At 42.4% G+C, this 26,907-nt stretch carries 22 protein-coding genes, 2 pseudogenes and 1 CRISPR repeat array; of the genes and pseudogenes, 17 read left to right on the forward strand and 7 right to left on the reverse strand.

Going from position 1 to position 26,907, the window contains the following annotated elements; all coding sequences use genetic code 11:
• Positions 1-203 precede the first annotated feature (203 nt).
• The 7 genes from RMX89_RS03825 (at position 204) to RMX89_RS03855 (ending at position 8,541) form a co-directional block, all read left to right on the forward strand.
• Entirely contained in the window at positions 204-443 is a 240-nt protein-coding gene (locus RMX89_RS03825; RefSeq protein ID WP_322685748.1) for a helix-turn-helix transcriptional regulator, read from the forward strand.
• 4 nt (positions 444-447) lie between these two features.
• Positions 448-3,582: a PAS domain S-box protein gene (locus RMX89_RS03830; protein WP_322687985.1), complete on the forward strand. Its 3,135-nt coding sequence runs from the start codon at positions 448-450 to the stop codon at positions 3,580-3,582.
• Positions 3,579-4,055 (forward strand): response regulator, encoded by a 477-nt coding sequence (locus RMX89_RS03835; RefSeq protein ID WP_322687986.1) that lies wholly within the window; start codon positions 3,579-3,581, stop codon positions 4,053-4,055. Before RMX89_RS03830 ends, RMX89_RS03835 begins: the two co-directional genes overlap by 4 nt.
• Positions 4,055-6,022 (forward strand): response regulator, encoded by a 1,968-nt coding sequence (locus tag RMX89_RS03840; protein ID WP_322687987.1) that lies wholly within the window; start codon positions 4,055-4,057, stop codon positions 6,020-6,022. Before RMX89_RS03835 ends, RMX89_RS03840 begins: the two co-directional genes overlap by 1 nt.
• Positions 6,023-6,596: 574 nt before the next feature.
• Positions 6,597-7,823 carry a pentapeptide repeat-containing protein gene (locus RMX89_RS03845; protein WP_322687988.1) on the forward strand — a complete coding sequence of 409 codons (1,227 nt, stop codon included), beginning with the start codon at positions 6,597-6,599 and terminating at the stop codon, positions 7,821-7,823.
• Between the two features lie 165 nt (positions 7,824-7,988).
• Positions 7,989-8,123: a hypothetical protein gene (locus RMX89_RS03850; protein ID WP_322687989.1), complete on the forward strand. Its 135-nt coding sequence runs from the start codon at positions 7,989-7,991 to the stop codon at positions 8,121-8,123.
• A gap of 94 nt (positions 8,124-8,217) precedes the next feature.
• On the forward strand, positions 8,218-8,541 hold the full coding sequence (locus RMX89_RS03855; protein ID WP_322687990.1) for a hypothetical protein: 324 nt from the start codon (positions 8,218-8,220) through the stop codon (positions 8,539-8,541).
• Between the two features lie 565 nt (positions 8,542-9,106).
• On the opposite strand, the pseudogene RMX89_RS03860 reads toward RMX89_RS03855, so the two are convergent.
• Positions 9,107-9,633 (reverse strand): annotated as a pseudogene (locus tag RMX89_RS03860) (TRAP transporter large permease subunit); the annotation flags it as partial.
• A gap of 114 nt (positions 9,634-9,747) precedes the next feature.
• Here RMX89_RS03860 and RMX89_RS03865 point away from each other — a divergent pair.
• Entirely contained in the window at positions 9,748-11,277 is a 1,530-nt protein-coding gene (locus RMX89_RS03865) for a YifB family Mg chelatase-like AAA ATPase (RefSeq protein WP_322672708.1), read from the forward strand.
• Between the two features lie 16 nt (positions 11,278-11,293).
• Here the strand turns inward: RMX89_RS03865 and RMX89_RS03870 are convergent, their stop codons facing one another.
• Positions 11,294-11,587: a hypothetical protein gene (locus RMX89_RS03870; RefSeq protein WP_416211960.1), complete on the reverse strand. Its 294-nt coding sequence runs from the start codon at positions 11,585-11,587 to the stop codon at positions 11,294-11,296.
• Positions 11,588-11,838: 251 nt separating this feature from the next.
• Here RMX89_RS03870 and RMX89_RS03875 point away from each other — a divergent pair, with 251 nt between their 5' ends.
• The 6 genes and pseudogenes from RMX89_RS03875 to RMX89_RS03900 all read left to right on the forward strand — a co-directional run bounded on the left by RMX89_RS03875 (position 11,839) and on the right by RMX89_RS03900 (position 16,834).
• The gene (locus RMX89_RS03875; protein ID WP_322672710.1) at positions 11,839-12,855 is read left to right on the forward strand and encodes a YihY/virulence factor BrkB family protein; all 1,017 of its coding nucleotides are present in this window, start codon (positions 11,839-11,841) and stop codon (positions 12,853-12,855) included.
• Positions 12,856-13,041: 186 nt separating this feature from the next.
• On the forward strand, positions 13,042-13,593 hold the full coding sequence (locus RMX89_RS03880) for a DUF421 domain-containing protein (protein WP_322672711.1): 552 nt from the start codon (positions 13,042-13,044) through the stop codon (positions 13,591-13,593).
• Between the two features lie 51 nt (positions 13,594-13,644).
• Positions 13,645-14,940 (forward strand): adenylosuccinate lyase, encoded by a 1,296-nt coding sequence (gene purB, locus RMX89_RS03885; protein WP_322687991.1) that lies wholly within the window; start codon positions 13,645-13,647, stop codon positions 14,938-14,940.
• A gap of 317 nt (positions 14,941-15,257) precedes the next feature.
• Positions 15,258-15,437 (forward strand): annotated as a pseudogene (locus RMX89_RS03890) (IS5/IS1182 family transposase); the annotation flags it as partial.
• Positions 15,438-15,480: 43 nt separating this feature from the next.
• Complete coding sequence (locus RMX89_RS03895) at positions 15,481-15,990, forward strand: nucleotidyltransferase domain-containing protein (RefSeq protein ID WP_416211961.1); 510 nt, start codon at positions 15,481-15,483, stop codon at positions 15,988-15,990.
• 289 nt (positions 15,991-16,279) lie between these two features.
• Positions 16,280-16,834, forward strand: coding sequence for a DUF4126 domain-containing protein (locus RMX89_RS03900; protein WP_322687993.1), 555 nt, complete (start codon positions 16,280-16,282; stop codon positions 16,832-16,834).
• A gap of 140 nt (positions 16,835-16,974) precedes the next feature.
• On the opposite strand, the gene hemH is transcribed toward RMX89_RS03900, so the two are convergent.
• Complete coding sequence (gene hemH, locus RMX89_RS03905) at positions 16,975-18,141, reverse strand: ferrochelatase (RefSeq protein ID WP_322687994.1); 1,167 nt, start codon at positions 18,139-18,141, stop codon at positions 16,975-16,977.
• Positions 18,142-18,234: 93 nt separating this feature from the next.
• Here hemH and RMX89_RS03910 point away from each other — a divergent pair, with 93 nt between their 5' ends.
• From RMX89_RS03910 to RMX89_RS03920, 3 genes are all read left to right on the forward strand, one after another.
• Complete coding sequence (locus RMX89_RS03910) at positions 18,235-18,858, forward strand: class I SAM-dependent methyltransferase (protein WP_322687995.1); 624 nt, start codon at positions 18,235-18,237, stop codon at positions 18,856-18,858.
• A gap of 95 nt (positions 18,859-18,953) precedes the next feature.
• Positions 18,954-19,475, forward strand: a complete 522-nt coding sequence (locus tag RMX89_RS03915; RefSeq protein WP_322687996.1) for a DUF29 family protein — start codon at positions 18,954-18,956, stop codon at positions 19,473-19,475.
• Positions 19,476-19,489: 14 nt separating this feature from the next.
• Positions 19,490-20,380: direct repeats of the CRISPR family, unit length 37 nt; unit sequence GTTTCAATCCCTAATAGGGATTTAGATAAATTGCAAT.
• A 305-nt stretch (positions 20,381-20,685) separates the two neighbouring features.
• Entirely contained in the window at positions 20,686-21,516 is an 831-nt protein-coding gene (locus tag RMX89_RS03920) for a dienelactone hydrolase family protein (protein ID WP_322688031.1), read from the forward strand.
• 94 nt (positions 21,517-21,610) lie between these two features.
• Here RMX89_RS03920 and RMX89_RS03925 read toward each other — a convergent pair whose 3' ends face one another.
• The 4 genes from RMX89_RS03925 to RMX89_RS03940 all read right to left on the reverse strand — a co-directional run bounded on the left by RMX89_RS03925 (position 21,611) and on the right by RMX89_RS03940 (position 26,869).
• Entirely contained in the window at positions 21,611-22,552 is a 942-nt protein-coding gene (locus RMX89_RS03925) for an alpha/beta hydrolase family esterase (protein WP_322687997.1), read from the reverse strand.
• Between the two features lie 113 nt (positions 22,553-22,665).
• Positions 22,666-22,908 (reverse strand): hypothetical protein, encoded by a 243-nt coding sequence (locus tag RMX89_RS03930; protein WP_322672720.1) that lies wholly within the window; start codon positions 22,906-22,908, stop codon positions 22,666-22,668.
• A 278-nt stretch (positions 22,909-23,186) separates the two neighbouring features.
• On the reverse strand, positions 23,187-23,459 hold the full coding sequence (locus RMX89_RS03935; protein WP_322672721.1) for a hypothetical protein: 273 nt from the start codon (positions 23,457-23,459) through the stop codon (positions 23,187-23,189).
• Positions 23,460-23,749: 290 nt separating this feature from the next.
• Positions 23,750-26,869, reverse strand: a complete 3,120-nt coding sequence (locus RMX89_RS03940) for an MFS transporter (protein WP_322687998.1) — start codon at positions 26,867-26,869, stop codon at positions 23,750-23,752.
• Between the last annotated feature and the right edge of the window lie 38 nt (positions 26,870-26,907).

Consider the following 26,907-nt stretch of genomic DNA (forward strand, 5'->3'; position numbering starts at 1 on the left):
AACCTTTTAGCTTCATCGTTGAACCTTTGAGCTTCATCGTTGAGCCTTTGAGCTTCATCGCCGAACCTCTGAGCTTCACCGTTGAACCTTTGAACTCAAACGGTTCAGTTAGAGACGGAAACAGAGAAAATATTCCCTGAGTAAGAGACAATGAATAAGACATCTGTCCTACGCTAATTATCCTATGGGGATAAAACACAGAGATGTCTCTAACAAAGCAGCTGGAAATTTTAGATTTAATTCGGGAACTTCGTCAGCAGCTCAATCTTTCTCAGAAACAGTTTGCTGCTAAAGTCGGAGTTTCTTTCAAAACAGTCAACCGTTGGGAGAATGGGCATACAGTCCCTTCACTGATAGCGCTAAAACTAATAGAAGAAATGTTACGGAAGATGGGTGAACCTGGCAAAAGACTGCTAACTCAGTATTTTCCAGAAGCAGAGTAGGGTTATGAGTCGTAAGGCAAGGGCATCTGAATCTCAAACAATCTTTGCTGGCGGTAGAGACAAGGGCGCATTCATCCGGGAGAAACTGCTGCATTATGGTGTTGCTTTTCTATCCGTTGCCTTAGCACTATTGGCAACTCTGCTACTCCATCCATATCTCATGCCAACGCCTGCGGCACTATTTTTTGCTGCGGTGATGGTGAGTGCCTGGTACGGTGGCTTGGGGCCAGGGTTACTTGCTACCCTTTTGTCTACTTTTGCAGTCAATTACTTCTTTTTTAAGCCACTCGATGCGCAGAACATTACAAATCTGAATATTCTAGTTCCCTTGGTAGTGTTCATCCTGACAGCAGGATTAATCAGCTGGCTTAACGAATCACGCCGCGCAGCCCAACGGCAAGTAGAGGCAAGCCTGAAGTCACTATACGAAAGTGAAGCTCGGTTTAGTCGCTTAACCGAGTCCAATATTATTGGGATGATTGTGGCTAATCTGAACGGCTTAATCGTTGAAGCCAATGATGCCTTTCTCAAAATGCTCAATTATACCCATGAGGATTTGCGCTCTGGTCGAATCCGCTGGGGCGAGATCGTTCCACTCCAATATATTGAGGTAAGCGAGCAAGCGATTCAAGAACTAACAATGACTGGGAGTTGTAAGCCCTTTGAGCAGGAATACATCCGCAAAGACGGCTCTCTAGTTCCCGTTCTAGTTGGTTTTGCTAAACAGGGAGATCGGACAATCATTGGTTTTGTACTTGACTTAAGCGAACGCAAACAAGCCCAAGCAGAAGCCCAGCATCGCTCCCGCCAAGCAGAAGAAGCCCAGAGCATTTTGCAAATGCTTCTAGAACACGTCCCAGAGGGAATTACGATCGCTGGTGGCCCCCCTGATTTCCCAATCATCGCTAACAGCAAACTCGCGCAAAAACTTTTGGGCAGACCGAATGAATCTCTGATTGGTATGTCTTCTGAATCTTATGTTCAGCTTTACAGTCTGTTCTTGGCTGATGGTGTAACGCCGCTCACCTTAGAGCAACTACCTTTATACCGTGCTACGCGCTATGGCGAAATCATCCGCGATGAAGAATGCATCATTGAACGTCCAGATGGTACTACAATTACAGCGATCGCCAATGTCGTACCAATTCGAGATTCCCAAGGTGAGATTATTGGTGCAATAGATTGCTGGCGCGATATCACCAACCGTAAGCTCATAGAAGAAGCACTGCGGCAACGAGAAACAGAACTTCGTTTAATTACAGATACACTGCCAGTTCTGATTACCTTTGTAGATTCAGAACAACGCTACCGCTTCAACAACCGAGCCTATCAAGATTGGTTTGGGCATTCGACGGTAGAAGTTTATGGAAAGCATCTTTGGGAAGTATTGGGTGAATCCGCTTATGAAGTGCTTCGTCCTTATGTGGAACAAGTACTAGCAGGAGAACAGGTAACATTTGAAAGTCAAGTTCCTTATAAAGATGGTGGCACACGTTACATTAATGCTATTTACGTTCCCCAGTTTAATAGACAGGGAATCGTTGAAGGGTATGCGGCGTTAGTCACCGATATTAGCGAACAGCAAGCTGCGCTACGCGATCGCAACCAGGCAGAAGCAGCACTGCGCGAAAGTGAATCCCGCTTTCGCCAGATGGCAGATACCACTCCCATACTGGTGTGGATGTCCGGCACTGACACACTTTGTAACTACTTTAATAAATTCTGGCTAGATTTTACCGGGCGGACTCTGGAGCAAGAGATGGGCAATGGGTGGGCTGAAGGTGTACATCCCGATGATTTTCAGCGTTGCTTAGATACATACACCAATGCCTTTGATGCCCGACAAAAATTTACAATGGAATATCGCCTCAGACGCTTTGATGGCGAATACCGTTGGCTTTTGGATACTGGTGTGCCACGCTTGACACCAACAGGAGAATTTCTCGGCTATATCGGCTCTTGTGTTGATATCCACGATCGCAAGTTAGCAGAAAAAGCGCTACGTGACAGCGAGGAGCGATACCGAATTTTAACGGAAGTCTCACCGCAAGCTATTTGGATGGGCGATCGCGATGGTGGTATTACCTATTGCAATCAACACTGGTTGGATTTCACCGGACTGACAATGGAGCAGACTACAGGCTATGGCTGGATTTATGCCATTCACCCCGATGACCGCGATCGCGTCTTTAAAAGTTCGATGCAGGCTGTTGCTAACGCGACCAACTACGAAATAGAAATTCGCTTTCGTCAAGTTTCTGATGGTAGCTATCGTTGGCATATTGTCCGGGGTTTACCATTTCGAGATCCAAGCGGACAGATTATCAAATGGGTGGGCATCGCCAGCGACATTCACGATCGCAAAGTTGCCGAAGCCGCCCTGCAACAACTCAACGAAATGCTAGAGCAGCGAATTCAAGAGCGCACTGCCCAACTCGAAGCCGCTAATAAAGAACTCGAATCCTTCTCTTACTCAGTCTCTCACGACTTACGGGCACCACTGCGCCACATCGCCGGATTTGTCGAATTGCTTCAGAAGCGCCATAGCTCAACAAGCTTAGACCAAACAAGTCAGCGCTATTTAAAAATAATTGCCGACACTGCCAAACAAGCAGGAATACTGATCGATGAGTTGCTGACATTTTCTCGGATGGGGCGCACCGAAATGCGCTACATCAACCTCAATATGGAGGAATTGGTAGATGAGGTAAAACGCGATTTAATTGCAGAAACTCCAGGACGCACAATCCATTGGCACATCGAATCACTGCCAGAAGCGCAGGGCGATCCCTCCATGCTGCGGCTGGTGCTTCGCAACCTGATAGGCAATGCCGTAAAATATAGCCAGACTCGAAACCCAGCAGAAATTACTGTTGGCAGTATTGAGAATGAAAACGAAGTTGTCTTTTTTGTACGAGATAACGGCGTAGGCTTTAATATGCAATATGTCCACAAGCTATTCGGAGTATTTCAACGTCTGCATAGCGACCCACAATTTGAAGGCACTGGTGTTGGATTGGCAAACGTGCAACGCATTATTCATCGGCATAATGGTCGAGTTTGGGCAGAGGCTGTAGTTGACAGTGGCGCCACCTTTTATTTCTCGCTGCCTAAGTTGTCCAAGAAGGAGAGTGAATGAAAGAACTGAAGAGGATTTTGCTAATTGAAGACAGCGCCAACGATGCAGAGTTAATCCTAGCCGCCTTGTCAGAAAACCATCTCGCCAATGAAGTAGTGGTGGTACGTGATGGCGAAGAAGCATTAGATTATCTTTATCGCCGCGGGTTGTTCCGGTTGCGAATGGAAGGGTATCCTGTTGTGGTGTTGCTCGATTTGAAACTGCCTAAAATCGATGGACTAGAAGTGTTGGCGCAACTCAAATCTGACCCAGTAATGCGAGTAATTCCAGTGGTAGTATTGACCTCTTCCCGCGAAGAGCCTGACCTAGTTCGCTGCTACGAGTTAGGGGTCAATGCTTATATTGTCAAACCAGTAGATTACCGTGATTTTGCCGATTCTATTAAAGGTGTTGGCTTGTTTTGGGCAGTGATCAATCAGCCTCCAGTTGGGGCTTTACCTCCAGCACCTCATCCTCAAAAGGAGAGCAACTAATGAATCTCCTGCGTTTCCTCCTTTTGGAAGATAGCCTGTTAGATGCAGAGCTAGCCCAAATGATATTAACCGAAGGAGGAATTAATTGCGAACTGATCCGAGTCGAAACCGGTGCTGATTTCCTAGCTGCTTTGGAAACAGACGTTTTCGATTTAATTCTTGCCGATTATGCCTTGCCGTCTTTTGATGGAATTTCTGCCTTGGAAATTGCCCGGAATCGTTATCCTGAGATTCCTTTTATCTTTGTCTCTGCCGTACTGGGTGAAGAATTAGCGATCGAAGCTTTGAAGAACGGTGCAACCGATTATGTATTAAAGCAAAGACTAGGGCGGTTAGTTCCTTCGGTGCAACGCGCATTGCGGGAAGCTAAGGAGCGGCGTAAGCGCAAGCAAGCAGAGGAGTCTTTACAGAAGAGTGAAGCCAAGTATCGCCGAATTGTTGATACCTCTTATGAGGGAATCTGGATGATTGACTCCCAAACCCGAACCGAGTTTGTGAATCAGCGGATATCGCAGATGTTGGGTTATCCGGCAGCAGAAATACTCGGTCGTTCTATATTTGATTTTATGGATCTGGCTGATGAGATCGCAGATCGAGCAAAACTGGAGTGGTTCAAAGGAGAAGAGAGCGATCTTAAAGAAGGGCGATTGCGTTGCCAGGATGGTTCGTACATCTGGACACTGATTTCTGCAAGAGCGATTTTGAACGAACAAGGCGAGTGTTTAGGTGCGATCGCCATGCTAACTGATATCACCGATCGCAAACGCAGCGAATCAGAACGCGATCGCCTTTTGCAACTAGAGCAAAGAGCCAGAGCGGAAGCTGAGGCTGCTAACCGAATCAAAGATGAGTTTTTGGCAGTACTTTCTCATGAATTGCGATCGCCCTTGAATCCGATTCTCGGTTGGGCAAAACTGTTGCAGAGCCGGAAATTTGATGAGGCAGCACTCAAGAAAGCCCTGAAAACTATTGAGCGCAATGCCAAATTACAAGCTCAATTAATTGAAGACTTACTAGATGTTTCTCGCATCCTCCAAGGCAAACTCAGCCTCAACACGATCCCAGTCGATCTCGTATCCACCATTGAAGCCGCAATAGAAACAGTGCATTTAGCAGCAGAGGCTAAAACTATTCAGATTGAGACGAAGCTCGATCCAAATGTGGGGAAAGTTCTGGGCGATCCAGCGCGCTTACAGCAAGTTTTCTGGAATCTTTTATCGAATGCCGTCAAGTTTACTGAGACTAAAGGAAAAGTAAATGTGCGATTGGAGCGCATCGACGCTCAAGCGCAGATTACCGTCAGCGATACAGGTAAAGGCATTGACCCTGATTTTCTACCTTATATGTTTGATTATTTCCGTCAAGGTGATAGTACAACAACTAGAAGGTTTGGTGGATTAGGGTTAGGTTTAGCGATCGCTCGTCACTTGATCGAGATGCACGGCGGAACGATTGGGGCGGAAAGTCCTGGCGAGGAGCAGGGAGCGATTTTCACAGTTAAGTTACCGCTGATCGAGGATAGTACGACGATCGAGGATGACACAAATACTGATTCCTCAACTGCCGTTTTTCCCTCCTCTCCCCTCATGGGTTTACAAGTGCTGGTTGTGGATGACAATGATGATAGCCGCGACTTTTTCAGTTTTGTACTGGAACAGTTTGGCGCGATCGTCACCGCAGTAGCATCAGGAGATGAAGCATTACAAGCGCTAACCCAGTCAAAGCCAGATATCTTACTCAGCGATATTGGAATGCCAGAAATGAACGGCTATATGCTGATACAACAGGTGCGGACTCTGGAAGCAAAAGTCGGGGGAAAAAAGATGCCTGCGATCGCTCTGACTGCTTATGCAGGCGAAATCAATCAGCAGTACGCACTAAAAGCAGGATTTCAACAGCACATCGTTAAGCCTGTAGCACCAGAGGAATTACTCGTGGCGATTTCTAACTTAGTCCAATCTACTTAGGGTTGGCGATCGATCTGAGTAATTGAACTGGCTTCAGGTTAAAGATTTTAAACTATTCTTCACAAGTAATATGGTCTTTTTAATTGTCTGGAATACTCCGGGTAATACAGAAAAATGTTGTGCCCCAACAGCGTGTTGATATAAAAAATTTATTCTCTTGTCAAAAATTTATATCACCCTATTGACAGTATTTTTCAAGTAATTGAACTACACTACTTTTCATTCTCTGTCTGGATCGTGGGCTAAATACCTGAAAATTTTATCAAATAAATCTGAGTGAAAAAGAGTGTAGAGATGTAGCAGTACTAAGTCTCTACACGGTTTCTGGATACAGCATATTTAATTTCATCAGATATCTAATCATTCGTGAATAATCACCTCCCTGGCTTCTCTAGAAAGTCAAGGGTCTTGTTCCTCACAAATGATTCAGGATTGTTATATAGATAATTTTTATATAGTGGATTTAATAGTTCGCCAATTTTATCCGTGTTTGTACTCTATCATAACTTTACGGATACTCTTAGAATCAACCTAAATTTATTTCCGTAAGGAGTCGGATATGAAGACTTATGACATGTCTTTCATAAAGACCAATGGACTCACGACTTTGTTGGCATTTGTCTCGGTTATATTTATTTTATCATTCACTCTAATTATATTATTTTTTGAAAGTATTCAAGGATTTTCAAATCAAGAAAAAATTGAATACATCTCTCAAGCATTAACAACAATTGCCATAATTATTGGGGGATTGGCATTAATTCTTAATGCTTACTATACCTCTAAACTCTCTCTAGATGAGAATCACAGCTTGTTAACGCAACTACTAACTGGAACAGTAGCTTGGGATAACAATATTGTAAATTGTATCAATCAGACACCACTAACTCCCCAAGAAATTGTTTCCGAACGTTTTTCTAAAGCGATTGAACAACTGGGAAATGAAAAGATTGAAACGCGATTTGCTGCAATTTATGCTTTAGAACGAATTGCCAAAGATTCCTCGAAAGATCATTGGACAATCATGGAAATCCTTGCTGCTTTTATCCGCGAGAATGCCCCAGTAAATAGGGAATATGAGGATGAGTCACTACAATCATCAAAACTTCCTACAGATATTCAAACAGCCTTAACTGTCATTGGCAGACGCGATTCATCTAAAGATCCAGTCAATCAGAAACTTGATTTACGCAATACAGACCTTAGCAATGCAGACTTAACAGATGCTAACCTCTCTAAAGCAATTTTTGTCGGAGCTAACTTGCAATGGGTCAATTTTACCAAAGTAAACCTTTCTGAAGCAGACTTATCTGTTACCTGTCTTTGTGGCTCAATCTTTTATGAAGCCAACCTGCAAAAAGCAATCCTCCCAGAAGCCAATCTCCAAGGCGCAGTTCTTAGAAAAGCGAACCTTTCTCAAGCCATCCTTTACGATGCCAATTTGGAAGGGGCAGTTCTTTGTGATGCCAACTTGGAAGGAGCAGTTCTTTGTGATGCCAACTTGGAAGGAGCAATCCTTTGTGATGCCAACTTAGAAGAAGTTAACTTTGAGGGTAGCAATCTCCAAGATACAAACATGATTGGCAGTAACTTGCAAGGGGCAAAACTTGCTGGCGCTAATCTAGAAAGTGCATTACTTAGTACAGCTAACCTCCAAGAAGCTAATTTTCAAGAAGCTAACCTCTGTGGAGCCAACTTGAGCGGCTCGGAAAATGTAGAATCACAGCAGATTGAACAAGCAATTGGCGATCGCACAACAATCTTACCGGAAAACTTGAAAATACCCCAACATTGGTGGTAATAACAACCTAAAGTTTCACCATCTAAAACTAGATTACAAGATAGGGACGCATAACTATGCGTCCCTATCGTGTTTAATTTAGTATCCAAAGCTAAAAAATTGCTAAAAACCTGATAAATATTCTCTATCAGCCTAAATTTTTCGCAATTTAAATCACAAACAATTATGAAACGGCGAGAGGTTTTTAACACAGCTGCGATCGCCACTGCAACTGCTGCTAGTCTAGTTTCCTGTAGCCAAGCTGGTAAATCCCCTCTTTATTATAAAGTTATGGTAGTTTTGCAACTGAGCGATCGCTGATCTTATAGATTGGGTTGACAGAAGAAAATCCAAGACCCTCAGAAGGAGAATTAAACGCTGTAGGATGAGGGATAAATAAATTCTAGAGATTTCTGTGAGCGAAACCGTCTATATTGAAACTAGTATTTTGGAATACTTGACTGCCAGATCGACAGATAACTTGATTCAGGCAGCAAACATGAAAATCACACAAGATTGGTGGAATATTCGTCGCGGTTCTTTTGTCCTTTATGCTTCTGAGATTGTAGAAGATGAAGCGGCTAGGGGAGATGCAGCGATCGCGGATCAAAGGCTGAATTTGTTAGAGTCTTTAACGTTTCTCGATCTCACAGAAGAAGCGATAGAGCTTGCACAAGAGTTTTTGCAACAAAGCAACCTACCACCAAAAGCCTCTAATGATGCTTTCATATGTCATTAGCAACAGTTTACGGTTTAGACTACCTGTTAACATGGAACTGTAAGCATATGGCAAACGCCCAAATCCAGAGAAAGCTATCACAAATTAGCTCTGAACTTGGATATGAATTACCAGTCATCTGTACACCCTATGAGTTAATGGGATACGATTTTACAGGAGAATAATCTATGTATAAAAACGAAATTTTAGAGGAAATTCACAACTACAGAGAGGAATACGCTAGCTCATTTAACTATGACCTGAACGCAATCTTTAACGATCTACGAAAGAAACAGATTGCTCATGGGCGTAAAGTTGTAAAACTTCCGATCAAACGTCGGTCTAACAAATCACTGCACCCGACGCAAACTGAGAGCGTGTCTACTTTAGCGTAGTGCATCTTTGTGCGAGTCAGTTCAGCTTTGATACTACTGGGGGGTCTGACTTTTTAAACATTATTATCGCGTTTCTTGATATTGCGCGATCGCCACACAAGACGGTCAAAATACCATTGTACTATGAGAGCAAGACAATATGACCTTTTCCTTGCTGTAAACAAAACCAGGAGCAGTATATTTTAGATAATTCACCAAGGCTTTAGAGCTGATACCAATCCTGGAAAAACAATAATTAACACCACCAATAGTTGCAACAAAATAAACGGTATTACACCGCGATAGATATCCTTTGTCGTAACTTCTGGTGGGGTGACACCACGCAGGTAAAACAGCGCAAAGCCAAAGGGAGGTGTAAGGAAAGATGCTTGCAAATTTGCTCCCAAAACTACACCATACCAAATCAAGTCAATACCTAATTTTTGGGCAATAGGTGTAAACAATGATACAGCAATAAGGCGATTTCGAAAAAGCCGAGGATAAATACTACTGCTATGCTGACAACCAAAAAGCCAGTTTTACCACCGGGGAGATTGGCGAGAACATCGAACATAAAGCGATCGCTATTTAACCCTCGACAGACTAAACTAAAAGCTGTGGAACCAAATAGGATAAAAACTACCATGCTGGTGATTCGCAAAGTAGTATCACAAACTTGACGCAGATATTCTAAGGTAAGTTTACGATTAGCAGCCGCCAGTGCGATCGCACCACCACAATCAAATGTAGATGAAAATTGCTGTAATTGAGAAAAATCGTCTATGTGGTTTCACTAATGCCAATTTACCAACTCATCTGCTAGAGATCCTAAAGGTTTACTATTATATAAGCAATGCTTGCTAGAGTCTGGAGTGCATCAATTGTGGGCATCGATGCCGTCAAAGTAGGCGTAGAAGTCGATGTGTCAGGGGGATTACCGGGAATTGTTGTCTTGGGACTGCCAGATTCAGCGATTCAAGAGTCAAGAGAAAGAGTCAAAGCAACTTTGAAAAATACTGGCTTTGCCTTTCCGATGCGAAAGATAGTAATTAATTTAACCCCGGCAGATTTACGCAAAGAAGGCCCCTGTTTCGATTTGCCTATTAGTGTGGGAATTTTGGCGGCTTCTGAGCAAGTTAGCGCTGATTTGTTGGGGGATTATCTATTTTTGGGCGAAGTCTCTTTGGATGGCAGTTTACGTCCTGTGGCTGGTGTATTACCGATCGCAGCAGCAGCCCAAAAGATGGGAATTGCAGGTTTAGTTCTCCCTGCTGATAATGCCCAAGAAGCAGCAGTGGTTGAAGATTTAGCTGTTTACGGCTGCAAGCATTTGTCTGAGGTGGTGGATTTTTTAAATAATCCGGGGCGTTACAAACCTGTGCAGATAGATAGTACAATACAGACAACAACAGTATCCTACCCTGGCGCAGATTTACATGATGTGAAAGGACAAGCTCATGGGCGTCGTGCTTTAGAAATTGCTGCGGCTGGCGGGCATAATCTCATTTTTGTCGGGCCGCCTGGTAGTGGGAAGACGATGCTAGCAAGGCGCTTACCAGGAATTTTACCGCCGTTGAGCTTTGCCGAATCTTTGGAAGTGACTCGCATTCATTCGGTAGCTGGTTTATTGAAAAATCGTGGTTCATTGGTACGCGATCGCCCTTTTCGCAGTCCCCACCACTCGGCATCCGGGCCTTCTCTTGTGGGTGGCGGTAGCTTCCCTCGTCCTGGAGAAATCTCATTATCTCACAGAGGCGTGCTTTTCTTGGATGAGCTGACAGAATTTAAACGAGATGTTTTAGAATTTTTGCGCCAACCTCTAGAAGATGGCTATGTCACAATTTCCCGCACCAAACTATCGGTAATGTTTCCCGCGCAGTTTACTTTGGTGGCGAGTACTAATCCCTGTCCTTGCGGTTACTATGGCGATACTATCCAACAATGTACTTGTTCTCCCCGCCAACGCGAGCAATATTGGGCAAAACTTTCCGGGCCGTTGATGGATCGAATTGATTTACAAGTTGCAGTGAATCGCTTGAAACCAGAAGAAATTACTCAACAACCGACGGGAGAAACATCAATATCAGTACGCGAACGAGTGCAACAAGCAAGCGATCGCGCAATTACCCGTTTTCAAGGAGAAACAAATCTGCGTTGCAATGCCCATTTGCAAAGTAGTCATCTCCAGAAATGGTGTAAGTTAGATGATGCTAGCCGCAATTTATTAGAAGCAGCAATTAGAAAATTAGGTTTATCGGCAAGAGCAAGCGATCGCATTCTCAAAGTAGCACGGACTATTGCAGATTTAGCAGGAGAAGATGAGTTAAAAACCAATCATGTAGCGGAAGCAATTCAATATCGCACAATTGATAGAATGCAATAAAAGGGAAAAGGGAACGCTAAGACGTAGGAGAAATTAACTCACCAATACGTTTGAGAATTTGCAAAACTGCGTACAGTTCCCTCGCGGATGCAAACGGAGCAAAAACTCTTGACAAATCGTACTGTGGTGTATTTGTTTGCATCACTTTGACAAATAAAATATCGTCTCCATTCGTCACCATTCCAAACACAGGTTTACTGGGATTGGGGTTAGCCATCATATAAGCTAGAGCTTGCGGTACAGGCGACCAAACTGAGAGTGTGGTTTTTTTCGACTCCAACACCATCACCCACAACCGATCTTGTAACACTAAAACATCAATTCGTCCGCGCAGTATTTCCTCGTCATTGCTTCTAGGTAAAAATTACTTTGCTATAAGATCGATATCAGCGCATCTTTATTATCACCAATTGGCGCGATCGCATTGTCATGTGACTATAAAATTCTAAATTCCTCCCCAAGAACGCTTCACAAACACCCTTGGGAGGATGCCGTAACTCAACAAATCAGTATCCAATATATCAGGGACTAAGCAACATCCCTTACAAGGAGACTGATTGGATGAATTTGCAAGAAATTTGGAAGTTATTACAAGAGACATTCAAAGAATGGAGTGACGATAAAGCCTCGCGGTTAGCGGCGGCGTTAGCTTATTACACGATTTTTTCTATTGCACCATTGCTAATTATTGTAATTGCGATCGCAGGTGCAGTATTTGGAGAGGAAGCGGCAAGAGGTCAAATTGTCGGACAAATTCAAGGTTTAGTCGGGGTAGATGGCGCAAAGTTTCTCGAAACAGCCATTCAGAATGCTAACCAACCAAAGACAGGAGCGATCGCTTCGACTATTAGTGTCCTAGTTCTACTAGTGGGTGCTACAGGCTTATTTACTGAGTTGCAAGATGCCATGAACACGATTTGGGAAGTGAAACCCAAACCTGGACGTGGCATAAATAACATGATTCGCCTCCGCGTTTTGTCTTTTGCAATGGTGATTGGAATTGGCTTTTTACTTTTAGTTTCTCTAGTAATTAGTACGATATTAGCAACCTTAGTAACATACTTTAGTAATTTATTGCCAGGTTTTGATTTCATCTGGCAGATTGCTAATTTAGTCATCTCTTTTGCAATAACTACAGTACTGTTTGGACTAATTTTTAAAGTTCTACCAGATGTCAAAATTGCATGGAGTGATGTTTTAATTGGAGCGTCTATCACCTCAATTTTGTTCTCTATTGGGAGATTTTTATTAGGACAATATTTAGGTAATGGTAGTTTTGGATCGACCTATGGTGCTGCTGGTTCACTGGTGGTGATTTTAGCTTGGGTTAACTATGCCGCACAAATTCTTTTCTTCGGTGCAGAATTTACTCAAGTTTATTCCCGAAGGCATGGCAGCGGCATAGTCCCAACTAAAAATGCTATACATGTATCTGATAACACAAACTATAATGGCAAGGCGCCAACAGAACAAGTATCGAATAAGAAGAAGCCATCTTCTCGCTTGATTAATCGCTTATTCCAGTATTTTAGGAAGCCCAAACGCTTAAAACAGAGAAGAAAAAATCAGCGATTTTAATGCTTGATTGCTGGAGATTTATATTTGTAAATCTGATAGATATGAAAGTACCTAATATCCAGTCCAGTGAATTAGTTTTTATTGCTACAGTTGATGAGTAGAGTATTCAGCAATTCTGAATTCTGACTCTTTTTTATACTGGATTTTTTCCAGAAGTCTATTGAACAAGGAAGAAAATCAGTGCTAATGGAAAAATGGTTTTTTATCAATTGGCAAGCAATTTTTATTCCTAGTATCAGCATTTTTGAGTTGATTATCCGCGGATCGCTAGTTTACTTAGCGCTGTTCTCAGTGTTACGCCTGCTTCCTAGCCGACAACTAGGAACACTAGGAATTACTGATTTACTCGTAGTTGTGCTATTTGCGGAAGCTGCTCAAAATGCTATGGCAAGTAATTACACATCAATTACTGAAGGCGCTATTCTGGTAGGAACAGTGATTTTTTGGAGTTACTTGCTGAACTGGTTGGGTTACAAACTTCCCCAGTTCCAACGTTTCCTGAATCCGCCACCGTTGCTACTAGTAAAAAACGGTCGGATGATTGAGCGCCATCTGCAACGAGAGTTAATTACAGATGATGAGTTGATGAGCAAGTTACGTCAGCAAGGTGTAGAATTTTTAGCTGATGTGAAGTTCGCATATATGGAGGCTGATGGCAGGATTAGTATCATCACGTCGGATTCAAAAACTACTGCTGTCCCTGAGGAAAAAGTCGCGTTAAAAAGCGATCTACATTAATTAGACATTAATTAGACTGTAAAATATGACGGTTGTATTCTGTGCCGAACTGTGATTGAGCGTTATACTTTGCCCGAAATGGCTAATCTGTGGAGTGAAGCCTATAAACTGAAAACTTGGCTGCAAGTCGAAATTGCTGTTTGTGAGGCTCAAGCTGAACTTGGTTACATTCCATCTGAGGCCGTTGAGGAAATTAAGGCCAAGGCAGATTTTGATCCAAAGCGGGTTTTAGAAATTGAGGCTGTAGTCCGCCATGATGTCATTGCTTTCTTGACAAATGTCAATGAATATGTTGGTGATGCCGGACGCTACATTCACCTGGGTTTAACTAGTTCGGATGTTTTGGATACAGCTTTAGCACTGCAATTAGTTGCCAGTCTGGATATATTGTTGCAACGTCTGGAAGATTTGATTGAGGTAATTCGCCAAAAAGCACGGGAACATCGTCATACAGTAATGGCTGGCCGATCGCACGGTATTCACGCAGAACCGATTACTTTTGGTTTTAAACTAGCTGGTTGGTTAGCAGAAGTGTTGCGACACCAAGAACGCTTGAGAATACTCCGCAAAACGATCGCGGTGGGTAAAATTTCTGGTGCAGTCGGAACTTATGCCAATATTGAACCGCGTGTAGAAGCGATCGCTTGTCAAAAACTCGGACTCGAACCCGATACAGCCTCAACCCAAGTTATTTCCCGCGATCGCCACGCCGACTACGTGCAACAATTAGCTTTAGTAGCCGCAACCATTGAACGCTTTGCTGTAGAAATTCGCAATCTCCAAAAAACAGACGTTTTAGAAGTTGAAGAATTTTTCGCCAAAGGTCAAAAAGGCTCCTCAGCCATGCCACACAAGCGCAACCCCATCCGTTCGGAACGACTGACAGGAATGGCACGACTCGTCAGAAGTCATGCCGGTGCAGCTTTAGAAAACGTTGCTTTATGGCATGAGCGAGACATTTCTCACAGTTCTGTAGAACGGGTAATTTTGCCAGATGCTTGTACTTTGACGCATTTTATGTTGTCAGAAATAACCGATTTGGTGAAAAACTTGTTGGTTTATCCTGAGAATATGAAACGCAATCTCAACTGTTACGGCGGCGTTGTGTTCAGCCAAAAAGTGTTACTGGCTTTGATAGACAAGGGAAGCAGCCGAGAAGAGGCTTATGCGATCGTTCAAGAAAGCGCCCACGCCGCTTGGAATCAGCCAGAAGGAAACTTCCAAGACTTGATTAGCAAAGAGCCGCGTGTTACCCAAAAGTTGTCTCCAGCAGAACTAGAGGTTTGTTTTGATCCCCAGCAACATCTGCGGCATTTAGAAGAAGTTTACCAACGATTAGGTATTTAAGATTAATTTACTTGTAGTAGGCGTTTAGGCACTTACTATAAGTAAATTACCCCAAAAATATGCAGATATCATCAAAAAAGATATATAGCCGTAGCTACATAGGTTAGGAAAATGTTGATTGCTAAAAGCCTTGATTTCACGCTTGTTTATACTCAAGAACTGCCTTGAAAATAAGGCAGGAGGCAGAAGGCAGTTCTTGCTGGAGGAAAAGACATTTTCATTGTTCCTTGTGAGCGCAGCTCATAGAATCTCTTGCAAAAATGTTTTGTCGTATGATTAAAAATTTGGCAATTTGCGATTAGGAAATTTGATTAACAGTGAAAATAGAGAAAGCTAAACACTTTACTTTTACTTCAATAAAATTTAAGCGTATGACTGGAGTAAGCCGTCAAACCTTTGAGTTAATGCTGGATGTAGTTAGTTAAAGCTGATGCTCAAAAGAAAAAAAAACAGGTCGTCCTCCATTAATTATTGAAGACCAAGTTTTAATGGTGATTTAGTATTGGAGAGAGTACTCAGATGCAAGAATATGAGCCTGAAATGACTGCACAGGAAGTGATTAAGATAGTGCAGCTTTTTGAGGAGAATGCAATTGAAGTTTACATTGATGGGGGATGGGGAGTTGATGCTTTGCTTGGAAAGCAAACTCGAACCCATACTGACTTAGATATAGCTGTTCAGCACAAAGATGTGGCTCAAATAAGAGTTTTACTTGAAACTAGAGGCTATCAGGATAGGCTTTGCGACGATACACGCGATTGCAACTTTGTTTTGGTAAATCACCAAGGGAATGAAATCGATATTCATTCGTATACATTTGATTCAACGGGTAATCATATTTATGGCATTGAATATCCGTATGACTCACTATCCGGACATGGCTTGATAGCTGGATATCCTGTAAGATGTATATCGCCTAAGTGGATGGTGAGATTCCATACTGGATACGCGTTTGATGAAAACGATTACCGCGATGTTAAGGCGCTGTGTTACCATTTCGGCATCATGCTGCCTTGGGAGTACGAGGAGTTTGAGAAGAACTGTGGATAATAGACTTCTTGGCATTTGTCGGGGTAAAGGGGAAAGGGGAAAGGGAAAAGGAATAAAAAAACCTTTCCCCAATAAAGATGAGTCCTTTTTCCCGCAAGAGTGCAAAAGTTACTTTTGCAAGAGGTCTAATGTTTAGGATGAGCCTGTTAAAAAACTGCGCCTAAATTTTGCTGTATAAAGATACCAACAATATTTAATATTGCAATCTGTTGGATGCTCGAATTATTGCTAGCACTGGGTAGTATACATTACAAATACTTACTTATTTATTAGTATTACGAGTGCTTTGATGATTGAAATCCTAGCCACACTTTCTGCCTCTGCGGCAGCAGGAATGAGAATAGGCATACCTTTGCTAATTATTGGCTTATTGCAGGGTAGCAACTTGTGGTCACAAGTTCCAATCTTATCTCACATTTCTCCACCAATATTATTATGTTGCCTCACCAGTTGGTCATTAATTGAATTATTAGCCTCAAAAAAGCTTTGGGGGCAAAGATTGCTCCAAGTGGTTCAGTTATTCATGTCTCCCCTTGTAGGGGCGATTATGGGGTTAGGAGTAGCTACAGCAACAGCAACCCCAAACTGGCTGATTGCCATAATTGGAGGTTTATTAGCTTTGGTACTCCAGCTCGTCCAAATTGGTTGGTTCTATCGGTTACGTGGCTTACCGTTGTGGGCAGTCTTTCTTCAAGATACCTTGTGCATTGCTCTAGTACTATTTGCCTTTGATGCTCCTTGGCAAGGAGGAGTAATTGCTTTAATACTGCTCTGGTTCGCAGTTCGTAGTGCTAAACAGTGGTATGACTGGTATAACAAAGGCAGAAAAGGGCATGGGGCATAGGAAATGGGGCATGGCAGACAAGTGAGATGAGGAAGTATGGGAAGTAGGAAGACTAAGGGGAGATTTGCACTAAGCTTTTCGCCTCTGCCCAATGCCCAATGCCCAATGCCCAATGCCCAATGCCCAATGCCCCATTCCCTTTATTGCAAAAGCCCAATCATGTGCAAGAAGCCGTGACCGGTAATCAGTTCTACGATTAAGGCAATAAAACCCAACATCGCAATCCGACCATTCCATACTTCAGCACTAGTTGTCAAACCCCATTCCCAACGCTCTTGAGGGTACATCTTGACCATTTTTTTCATTTGAGCAGCTTGCGAAAGCTTGAAACTGGGGTTTCTCAGTGCATCAATCACTAATTCGGCTAGTGCATTAATAAATACTGGATGAGTATTAGGAGCAGGTACGCGGCGGAAGTTGTGAATTCCTGATTCTTCGGCTACTTCTCGATACTCAATATCAATTTCTTGTAGTGTCTCGATATGCTCTGAGACAAAACTGATTGGCACCACAACCAAATCTTTCACGCCTTCTGCGCCTAGTTCTTTGAGGGCATCTTCAGTATAGGGTTGGAGCCATTCTACTGGGCCGACACGACTTTGGTAAGCTAAGGTGTGAGCATTGGGTCGATTGAGAGTCTGCATAATCAACGCAGTACATTCTTCAATTTCCACTTGGTAAGGGTCGCCTGCTTCTTCAACGTAGCTTTTCGGAACGCCATGAGCGCTGAAGAATATATGAACGTCATTCGGGTTGGGGAATTGCTCAAGTTCTTGGGCTATGAGTTGCGCCATTGCTTGAAGATAGCCTGGTTGTTTATACCAAGAAGGAATGACGGTGTAATCAATAGGTTGGAGTTTTGGATCTTCTTGCCAAAGCTTGTCTAAAAGCCGGAAGCTGGAACCACTGGTACTGATAGAAAACTGGGGATATAGTGGTAATATTACCAGGTGTTCTACCTTGTCTTGGGTAATTTGTGCGATCGCCTCTTCTGTATAAGGATGCCAATAACGCATTCCCACGTAAATATTAACTTCTTGCCCTAAAAAACCTAACTGTTCTTTTAAAGCTTCCCCTTGAGCTTCTGTGATCTGCCGCAACGGGGAACCACCACCGATTTGCTTATAATTTTCTTGAGATGTTCTGGTTCGCCGCGTGGCAATAAACCAGGCTAGGGGCTTTTGCAACCAGCGAAATGGTAGGCGAATAATTTCCGGATCGGAAAATAGATTGTACAAAAACGGCCCAACATCTTCTAGCTTATCAGGGCCACCGAGATTGAGTAATAAGACGCCTACACGACCCATAGCAGTTACTTTCCCCCAATCTTTTCAGGTTTTTTACTAATGTTAACAATATATCTTTATTAAATATAAAGCTTAATAGCAAGGAAATATGCAATGGCAACAATTTTAAGAGATTGGAGTTACCGTTATCAGTGGTTTTATGATGGTATCTCTCGTTTAGCAGCCTTAAGTGTAGGTGGTGAAGCCCGTTTTCGGCAATTTGCTTTGCAAGGCTTAACAATTCACTCAGATACTCAGGTTTTAGATTTATGTTGTGGTAGTGGCCAAACGACGGAGTTTTTAGTAAAAACTTCACAAAACGTAACAGGATTGGATGCTTCACCCAAGTCTTTACAACGGGCGCGGCTAAATGTACCGGAAGCTTCATACATAGAAGCTTTTGCTGAAGAGATGCCATTTGCAGATAATTTGTTTGATGTGGTGCATACCAGCGTTGCATTACACGAGATGCAGCCTCAGCAATTACGAAAAATTATTAATGAAGTTTATCGGGTGTTGAAGCCAGGAGGAGTATTTACGCTGGTGGATTTTCACGCTCCGACAAATCCGATATTTTGGCCTGGGATATCGGTGTTTTTGTTGTTGTTTGAGACAGAAACGGCTTGGGAATTGCTGAAAACTGATTTAGCTGAGTTGTTAGCTAAGACTGGCTTTAAAGTGAGTAAGTTTACTTTATATGCAGGTGGGAGTTTGCAAGTGATACAGGCGAATAAATGAACAATACTACTTTATTAATGGCAGCTAAGAGACTCTGCTATTAATAAAGTATAGGTGATTTTTATATAGTACTTAAGCAGGTAGGCGGTGAAAAAATGACGCAGGAACTAATAGACCTCAAAAAGAGTATTTTGGAAGGACGTTATGCAGATGCCTTAGCAATTGTAGACGAATTAGAAGGTATGAGTAAACAAGTTATTCTGCGGAATATCCAAGCTTATTTAAGAATTCTGCTGATTCATTTGATTAAAAACCAAGTAGAACAACGATTAACTGGTTCATGGGCAGCTTCTATTCGTAATTCAATTAGAGAAATTAGAAGTCTTAACATCAAAGATAATAAAAAATCTTACTATATTAATTTAGGTGAGTGGGAAAGTTTAATAGAAGAGGAAGTGATTGAAGATGCGATCGCTGATGCCAGCGATGAAGTAATGAATGGAGTATATAATCAATTCCAACTGTCTGAAATAGTGGATAGGAACCAAATTATTCAGATTGCGTTGAAGTTTTTGGCGCTAACTTATTCTTATTCAGCTAAGGAATTAACCGCAGTTGTGGCTGAAAATTTAATTCAGTTATCCGGTGGAGAAGATTGGAAAACAGGTAGGCGATAAAATGTTTGAATCCCGTTTCAATCCCTAATAGGGATTTTGATGAATTGCAATAATAAATAAAGAGTAAAGAGTGTTCACATCAGTTTCAATCCCTAATAGGGATTTAGATAAATTGCAATGTTAGTTATTAGTTATCGTGTGGAATTCACTCCTGTTTCAATCCCTAATAGGGATTTAGATAAATTGCAATAAATAAACTGCGCAAAAGCAGAGGATGAGAGATGGTTTCAATCCCTAATAGGGATTTAGATAAATTGCAATCAAAGACACTTAGACAAATTGGAGGTGAATAAAAGTTTCAATCCCTAATAGGGATTTAGATAAATTGCAATTTCAAGATGCCATATCGGTCGCAATGGCGATCGCTGTTTCAATCCCTAATAGGGATTTAGATAAATTGCAATTCAGTTCGCGAGTGCCTAAACAAAGTTATTAGAGGTTTCAATCCCTAATAGGGATTTAGATAAATTGCAAAGCCGTCTGTAGGACTATTTGTGAGCGATCTGGGGTTGTGTTTCAATCCCTAATAGGGATTTAGATAAATTGCAATGGGAGGAAACACCGGACACTCCCAAAGAGTTCTAGTTTCAATCCCTAATAGGGATTTAGATAAATTGCAATTGCCAAATCTCTATTTTGCCACTATCCCCCATGTGGTTTCAATCCCTAATAGGGATTTAGATAAATTGCAATGCTCACCCAGTAAGCTATAGGTTTCTTTTTTGTAGTTTCAATCCCTAATAGGGATTTAGATAAATTGCAATCAGTTGTGCCTGAATAGGACTTGTAACCTTAAAGGTTTCAATCCCTAATAGGGATTTAGATAAATTGCAATGATTCTGCATGAACCTCGTTAGATTCTGTTAAAGTTTCAATCCCTAATAGGGATTTAGATAAATTGCAATGCGGGAGCCTGAAAGCCAAGCTATATTTAGTTTTCAAGGTGCGGTTGCGCGGTTCTAGAGCAATCATAGCATTAGAGAATTTCTTTGGGAAGAGTATCGGGAAAGGTTGAAGGCTGAAACTTAATTATTGTAAGCATTTCAAAGATTGCGCAGATGAATTTGGACAATTAGTGGGGTGAAATGCTTGCTGGTGTTGAGATAAAAGCACTTTTTTTCGGGTGTGAATTTTGTACACCTACCCTTGCGCGCATTTGACCATACAGTAACCTAAATATAAGGGAACTTAGTAATTCAACGTAGAGATGATGAAAGAAATAACGCGCCGCAAATTTATTGCAACAGCGACAGTGGCGACAGGTTTTGCCCTTGCAGTACAACCCATTTCTGCCGGAGTCATCACTACTGATGCCAAGGGGTTAGTAGCTGGTGCAGTGAAAATTCCTGTTAAAGATGGCGAAATTCCTGCCTATAGAGCAGCACCAGCTACCGGTGATAATTTCCCAATCGTTCTGGTAATCCAGGAAATTTTTGGCGTACACGAGCATATCCAGGATATCACTCGTCGCTTTGCTCGGTTGGGATATTTAGCGATCGCACCCGAATTATTTGTGCGTCAAGGCGATGTCTCGAAGTTAAGCAACATAGACGAAATTCGTCCAATTGTCGCCAAAGTACCAGATGCCCAAGTATTATCCGATCTTGATGCTACAGTAAACTGGGCAAAGAAATCAGCTAAGGGTAATGGCGCGAAGTTGGCAATTACAGGCTTCTGTTGGGGCGGTCGTATTACCTGGTTATATGCAGCACATAATCCCCAGGTGAAGGCAGGTGTAGCTTGGTATGGGCGACTTGTGGGCGATGCTACCGAACTTCAGCCCCAGTATCCCGTGGATATTGCATCAAAACTCACAGTCCCCGTTCTCGGACTCTATGGTGGCAAGGATACAGGTATTCCTGTTGATACAGTAGAGCAGATGCGCGATCGCTTAAAGTCCAGCAGTAGCAAATCTGAAATTATCGTCTATCCCAATGCACCCCACGCATTTTTTGCCGATTATCGCCCCTCCTACCGCGAACAAGAAGCTCAAGATGGTTGGAAACGCCTGTTGGCATGGTTTAAGCAAAATGGTGTTTAAAAAATTATAGCAACAGTCAAAGTGGTTAGGACATCAACAGACGATAAAACTTAGACACAAAAAGGCTTTTCACCCAGTCCCTTGCTATAGCTACTTATGAACTGTGACGCTGAAAAAAGTTCCAAATTGTTTCACTGGCGTTCAGCCCCAACTTCGCATTGAATTTGTTTAGGTTCTCGTCAGTTGAAGCACCACCAGGCCAGAAATGTCCACCGTTGACTACCGCTAGCTGCCAGACTTCGGAATTGCCACTGCAACCTGTGTAGATAGCGGTTTTTACTTTATCTTCAGAAAAATTTGGAGATTCATTTGATAAGGTACATCGATCGTGCGATCGCCAAAACTGTACCATGTCTGAGATCGAAACCAGCGCTCCTCGTTGAGTGCGATCGTCACCTTCATAAAGTACATCGCGATCGTTTGTACCGTTGATCGTTAACATCGATATGGGAGTTTGAGGCTGGCAACTAGGTTTGAGTCTAACTGGAAGCGAACCAGCTACTGATGCAAAACCAGCAATTTTATCAGGTAACTTACAAGCCAGTGCTTGAGTAAGTATGCCACCTCTAGAAAAACCAGTGGCATAAACTTTATGACTATCAATATTAAGTTGCTGCTGAAGATGATTAATCAAAGCACTGACAAATAAGACATCATCTACCTTTCCTTGAGCGTTACCTCTAAGACTCCATTTTTGGTCAATTCCATCTGGATAAACAACAATAAATCCTTTTTGGTCTGCTAATTCATTAAAGCGAGTCACATTACTGATAGACCGACCATTACCATCATCTCCATGAAACACTAAAACTAATGGTATCGGGTGGTGTAGGTTATAAGATTTTGGAGTGTAAAAATAGTAAGTCCGTAACTTTCCTTGATCGTATAGTTCTCCATAATTATCACCAATCAAGATTTTTTCTTTAGTTATATTTTTTTCGTCAGCCTGAATGGAATCGCAGGCTGTTACTAAACTAATTCCTAGTATAAATATTAAAATTTTTTTTAAAAGATGAGAATTTTGAGATATATTCATGTTGATTAAATTGACTTATCTTAACTACTTGTCTTTAATTATAAGTCTTATTCAGCAACAAAGTTTTAACTAATAGAGGCTAACAACTAAAGTTGTTAGCCTCTATTTAGATATTAAACTCTGACATTTACATAACGAGCAGGAACTCTAACTTTAACCCACCTGTGACCGCGTCGTACTGTTTCCCAATGTGCAGGAATTAACTTCCGTTGATATCGGGCAACAACAGGTCTACGCACAATAGCAGCTCTATGAACATTGGGTCTGACAATGATTTCTGCTGCTGATGCTTGTGACGGTAAGGAGGAAATTGCAAATGGGAGAGCAAGTAATGTACCTAATAAAATACGTTTCATATCCAAATCTCCATCAATTAATTTGCTTGAGTTTTATACAGCATTTATCAATAATTCGCGAACAAATATTCTTACTCATTAGCTTTACAGTAAGCTTTGTTTGTTACACGACTTAATTGATTTGCTGTATTGCTCTCAGTTTAAAATGCTGAATAAGAAAACACAGTGTAGTAAAGTCATAATGTCAGTATGACTTTATTCACATTTTAAACTTTGGACAAAAAAAAAGGAGTTTAGAATTCTCCCTCAAGTCTTATTTATTACTTAATAAAGTATACTTACTGAATTCTGTATGCAATCATTCCAATCAATACGGCAAGACCTAGCGCTCTGCGAAAATAATTAACGCCTTGAAATAGCTCCATCCACGCCCAAGTAAATAATGCGCCATTTGCCACAAAGTCTAATACTGTATTGATTTTACCACTTGTAAAAACTAGAGTGAGTAAACTAGCTACTATCCAAAGAATAAGTGGTGGGTTTGGCATTTGAGCCACAACAATTTTGCCACTGCTGTCACGGAAGGTTTTATCAACTAACGTGTTTTCCATTGTTTGAAATTACTACTTAGGTAAAATTATTAACTTGCAAAAATTACGCAGTAATTTATTGATAATAGGCTGAGATTTAATTGCAAGTTATTTAAAAAAATTAAAACATTAAACCAATTCTATTTTCACCCATCTAATTGCTGAGATTAGAGCAGTAAAGGATATTCATATATGACTATATTGAAAGACATAATTACACAAATGCCAATGCGTATTTCTTTATTCTCGACGTACTTAAAATAGAAAAGCCTCCCATAATGGGAGGCTGAAAAGTTAGCGGAGACAACTTGTTAAACTACAGCGATCGCTCCTCCTAATGCAGAGAAAATGGCGGAGACGAATGCTGTGGCAAACAGCCACCACGCTGCTGTAGCTGCGGCTTTGCGGGTTTCTTCTGCTTGCCGCTGTGCTTGATGCTTTACCTGTTCTAGACGGCGTTGGGCTTCCTGCTGTATGCGTTCTGCACGTTGTAATACTGTGTTGCGTACCCGTTCAATTTGGTCGATGATTCGGTTGGCATCTTCTTCGGAGATGTCCTCACGAGAACTCATGATTGCCACTAGAGTATCACGGTCAAAGGAGGACAAGCGATCGCGCAGGGCATCAAAACCCGCTTGGGGATCGTCAAAAACTGTGCGAAGATCGCGCTTAATACTATCATAGTTAAGTTCTGGGCGATCCAGGGAGTTGAGATAGTTACGAATGCGGGCGAAAACCCCGTCAATTGCATCTTGAATGCCCCGTTGAATGCTGCGTACTTGTTCGACAAATTGATCCCTTACGGACACCATATTATCGGCAATCCGCGCTGCTTCTTCATCAGAAATATCTTCCCGAATTTTCAGCAGGGCAATGATGGTATCACGGTCAAACTGGGAAAGGCGATCGCCAAAACTTTCTACGCCGACTCGCGGGTCGTGCAACAATAATTGCAAGTCGCGTTTGATACCTTCAGGATTGAGTTCTTCTTTACCCGTTTGACGCAGATACTCTTCCAAATAACCTTTGAATGATTCTACTCTTTGTTGTGTACGGCTAGCTAGACGACGAGGCGCACGTACAAAGTTACGAATCGAAGTTTGGGTGGAATCAATGATTTCATTGACTTGTTCTTCACTCAAATCTTGGCGTTGACTGAGCAATTTCACCAGTGTATCGCGATCTACCCGCGACAACCGACGGCGCAATGCGACGGCTCCTTCTTTGGGATTTTCAAACAATTTGGTCAAATCTCGCTGAATACCTTCTGGATTCAGTTCTTGTTTGCCAGTATTTCGGAGATAATCTGCGATCGTTGTTGTCACAGAGTCGTATTGCTCTTTAGCTTTATCGACTACAATTTGAGGTGTGTGGCGAATATTATACCATGACTCCTCAGTAGCATTGATGATTTGATTAACTTGATCTTCACTCAAATCTTCCCGTTGACTCAACAATTGGACTAAGGTATCGCGGTCAAAGCGAGACAAGCGTGCCCGAATTGAGCTAATTCCAGCTTGCGGATCTTCTAGTATCTTTTTGAAGTCGGCGCGGATGGCATCAGGATTCAGTTCTGATTTGCCGGTGTTACGCAGATATGATTCTACATTTATCCACAGGGTTTCTGCTTGATATTGTGCCTGTTCTGCTAGTCCTTTGGATTCTACCAAAACGCGATCGCGTTGTTTTTCCAACTCATCGACAATGCTATCTACTTCATATAACTGGACATCGTTACGTTGTAGCAATATCTGCCGAATTTCTTGGCGATCGAGGTGCGCTAGCCGCAATGTCAGGGTTTCATAATCTGCTTCTGAGTCTTCCAGCAGTGGTTTAAAATTCTGCTCGATGCCTTCGGGTGTCAAATCTGCCTTGGGAGTAACGAGCAGATAACTTTCTACTGCGCGTTGCAAGTCTTGAACTATATCTCTTTCTTCAATAGCTCTGACTGTTACTAGCACTTCTTGGCGGACTGTTTCTAGCTGATTGGCAATGCGCTGAATTTGGGCTTGGGTAAGCAATCCCCGTTGTTGCAGAATATTGGCAAAATCATTACGGGATAGTCGTTCTAGTTCCCGGCGGACGATTCCAGGGTCGGCTGCTGGGTCGTAGATGACATCATGAAATTCCTGGGCAATTCTTTCTGGACTCAGTTGCCAAGCATAAGTATTGTGCAGGTAGTTTTCAACATCAGCCCGAATTGGGCTATAGGGTTGTGATGGTGTTGGCAAACCTAGCTTATCTGCTTGTTGAGAGACTTTATCTTTGGCGGTGGTGAGACTACGCAAGATTTTTTCCACATCCAAATCAGGCAAATCTGCCCGTCCCAGCACAGTGGCGGTTAAGGCGGATAGTGCTTGCTGGATTGTACTTTGCATTGGGCCAGAGCCTGCCTTTTGGTTTTGGTCAGTTTCTTTGGAACCACCCTGTTCTGCTAATAACCGATCCAGTTTGGCGTTGAGTTCATCTGTTTTGGTTTGTCCTGGTGGGAGTGATTTCAAATAATCCATTAACTCACCCAGCCGATCTGCGGTGGGTGCTTGCTGACTTACCACTTGCTGCCAAACCTTATATAAGGTATCAGAAATCCGGCTAACGTCTTTTTTGGAAAGATCGGTGCGGCTGCTGACTAACTCGATAAACTTTTGGCGGTCGATGTTGCGGATATCTGGAGTCCCAGCGATCGCTTTTAATTGCGGATCGTTGAGTAAATTTTCAAAATCACTCCGAATCTTTGATACATCGAGTTCTGGAGGACGAATCTTTTCTAAGTAATCTTCAATGTTTTCTCGGATACTTACGGGGTCGATGGCGCTTCCTAGTTCTCGACGGACAGCAGCAGCGGCGGCTTCAGCTGTGGCTACCACTTGGTTATTTACAGCTTTCGCACCTAGTGCGGCGGTAGCAGTTCCCATAATCGCCTGAAAGCCAGATGTTGCCGTATTGACAACTGAGCCAATTAAGGAGCCTACGGTGGTGGAACTTACCCAAACTAAGAGCAAAAAGTAAGCACCCCAAATCACTAAACCGAGAATCGCTCCCAATCCTCGGTCTGAGATCACAAGGCTTAATTTTACTGCTAGGTAAGAAGCGATTAATAAGGCGATCGTCACAGTGGCTAATGTCCAAATTCCCACTGCTGTACCGATTTTGCGAATATTACCGCCCAAACTTTCCACCTCCCTACTATCTGAATCCGAGTCAGATGAGTGCCCCAGGTAGGAAATACCGAATGCAAGGGAGAGATTAGTTAGAACTAATTGGAAAGCAAAGGCAAGAATCACGCCGGAGATTAAAGCCACAAAAAAGCGTGGCCCGGAAATGAGAACCGATGCTTGTTCTGGTGTGACGTTTGAGCGTTCTAATGGAACCTGTGCTAACCACAATAGTGGTTTATAGAGTCCCACCATGATTTCCGTACTTTGGAACATTGGATTTCCTTCTACCTACTAAGTTTAAATTTGGGGGA

Source organism: Nostoc sp. DedSLP04, assembly GCF_034530775.1.
GTDB lineage: Bacteria > Cyanobacteriota > Cyanobacteriia > Cyanobacteriales > Nostocaceae > Nostoc.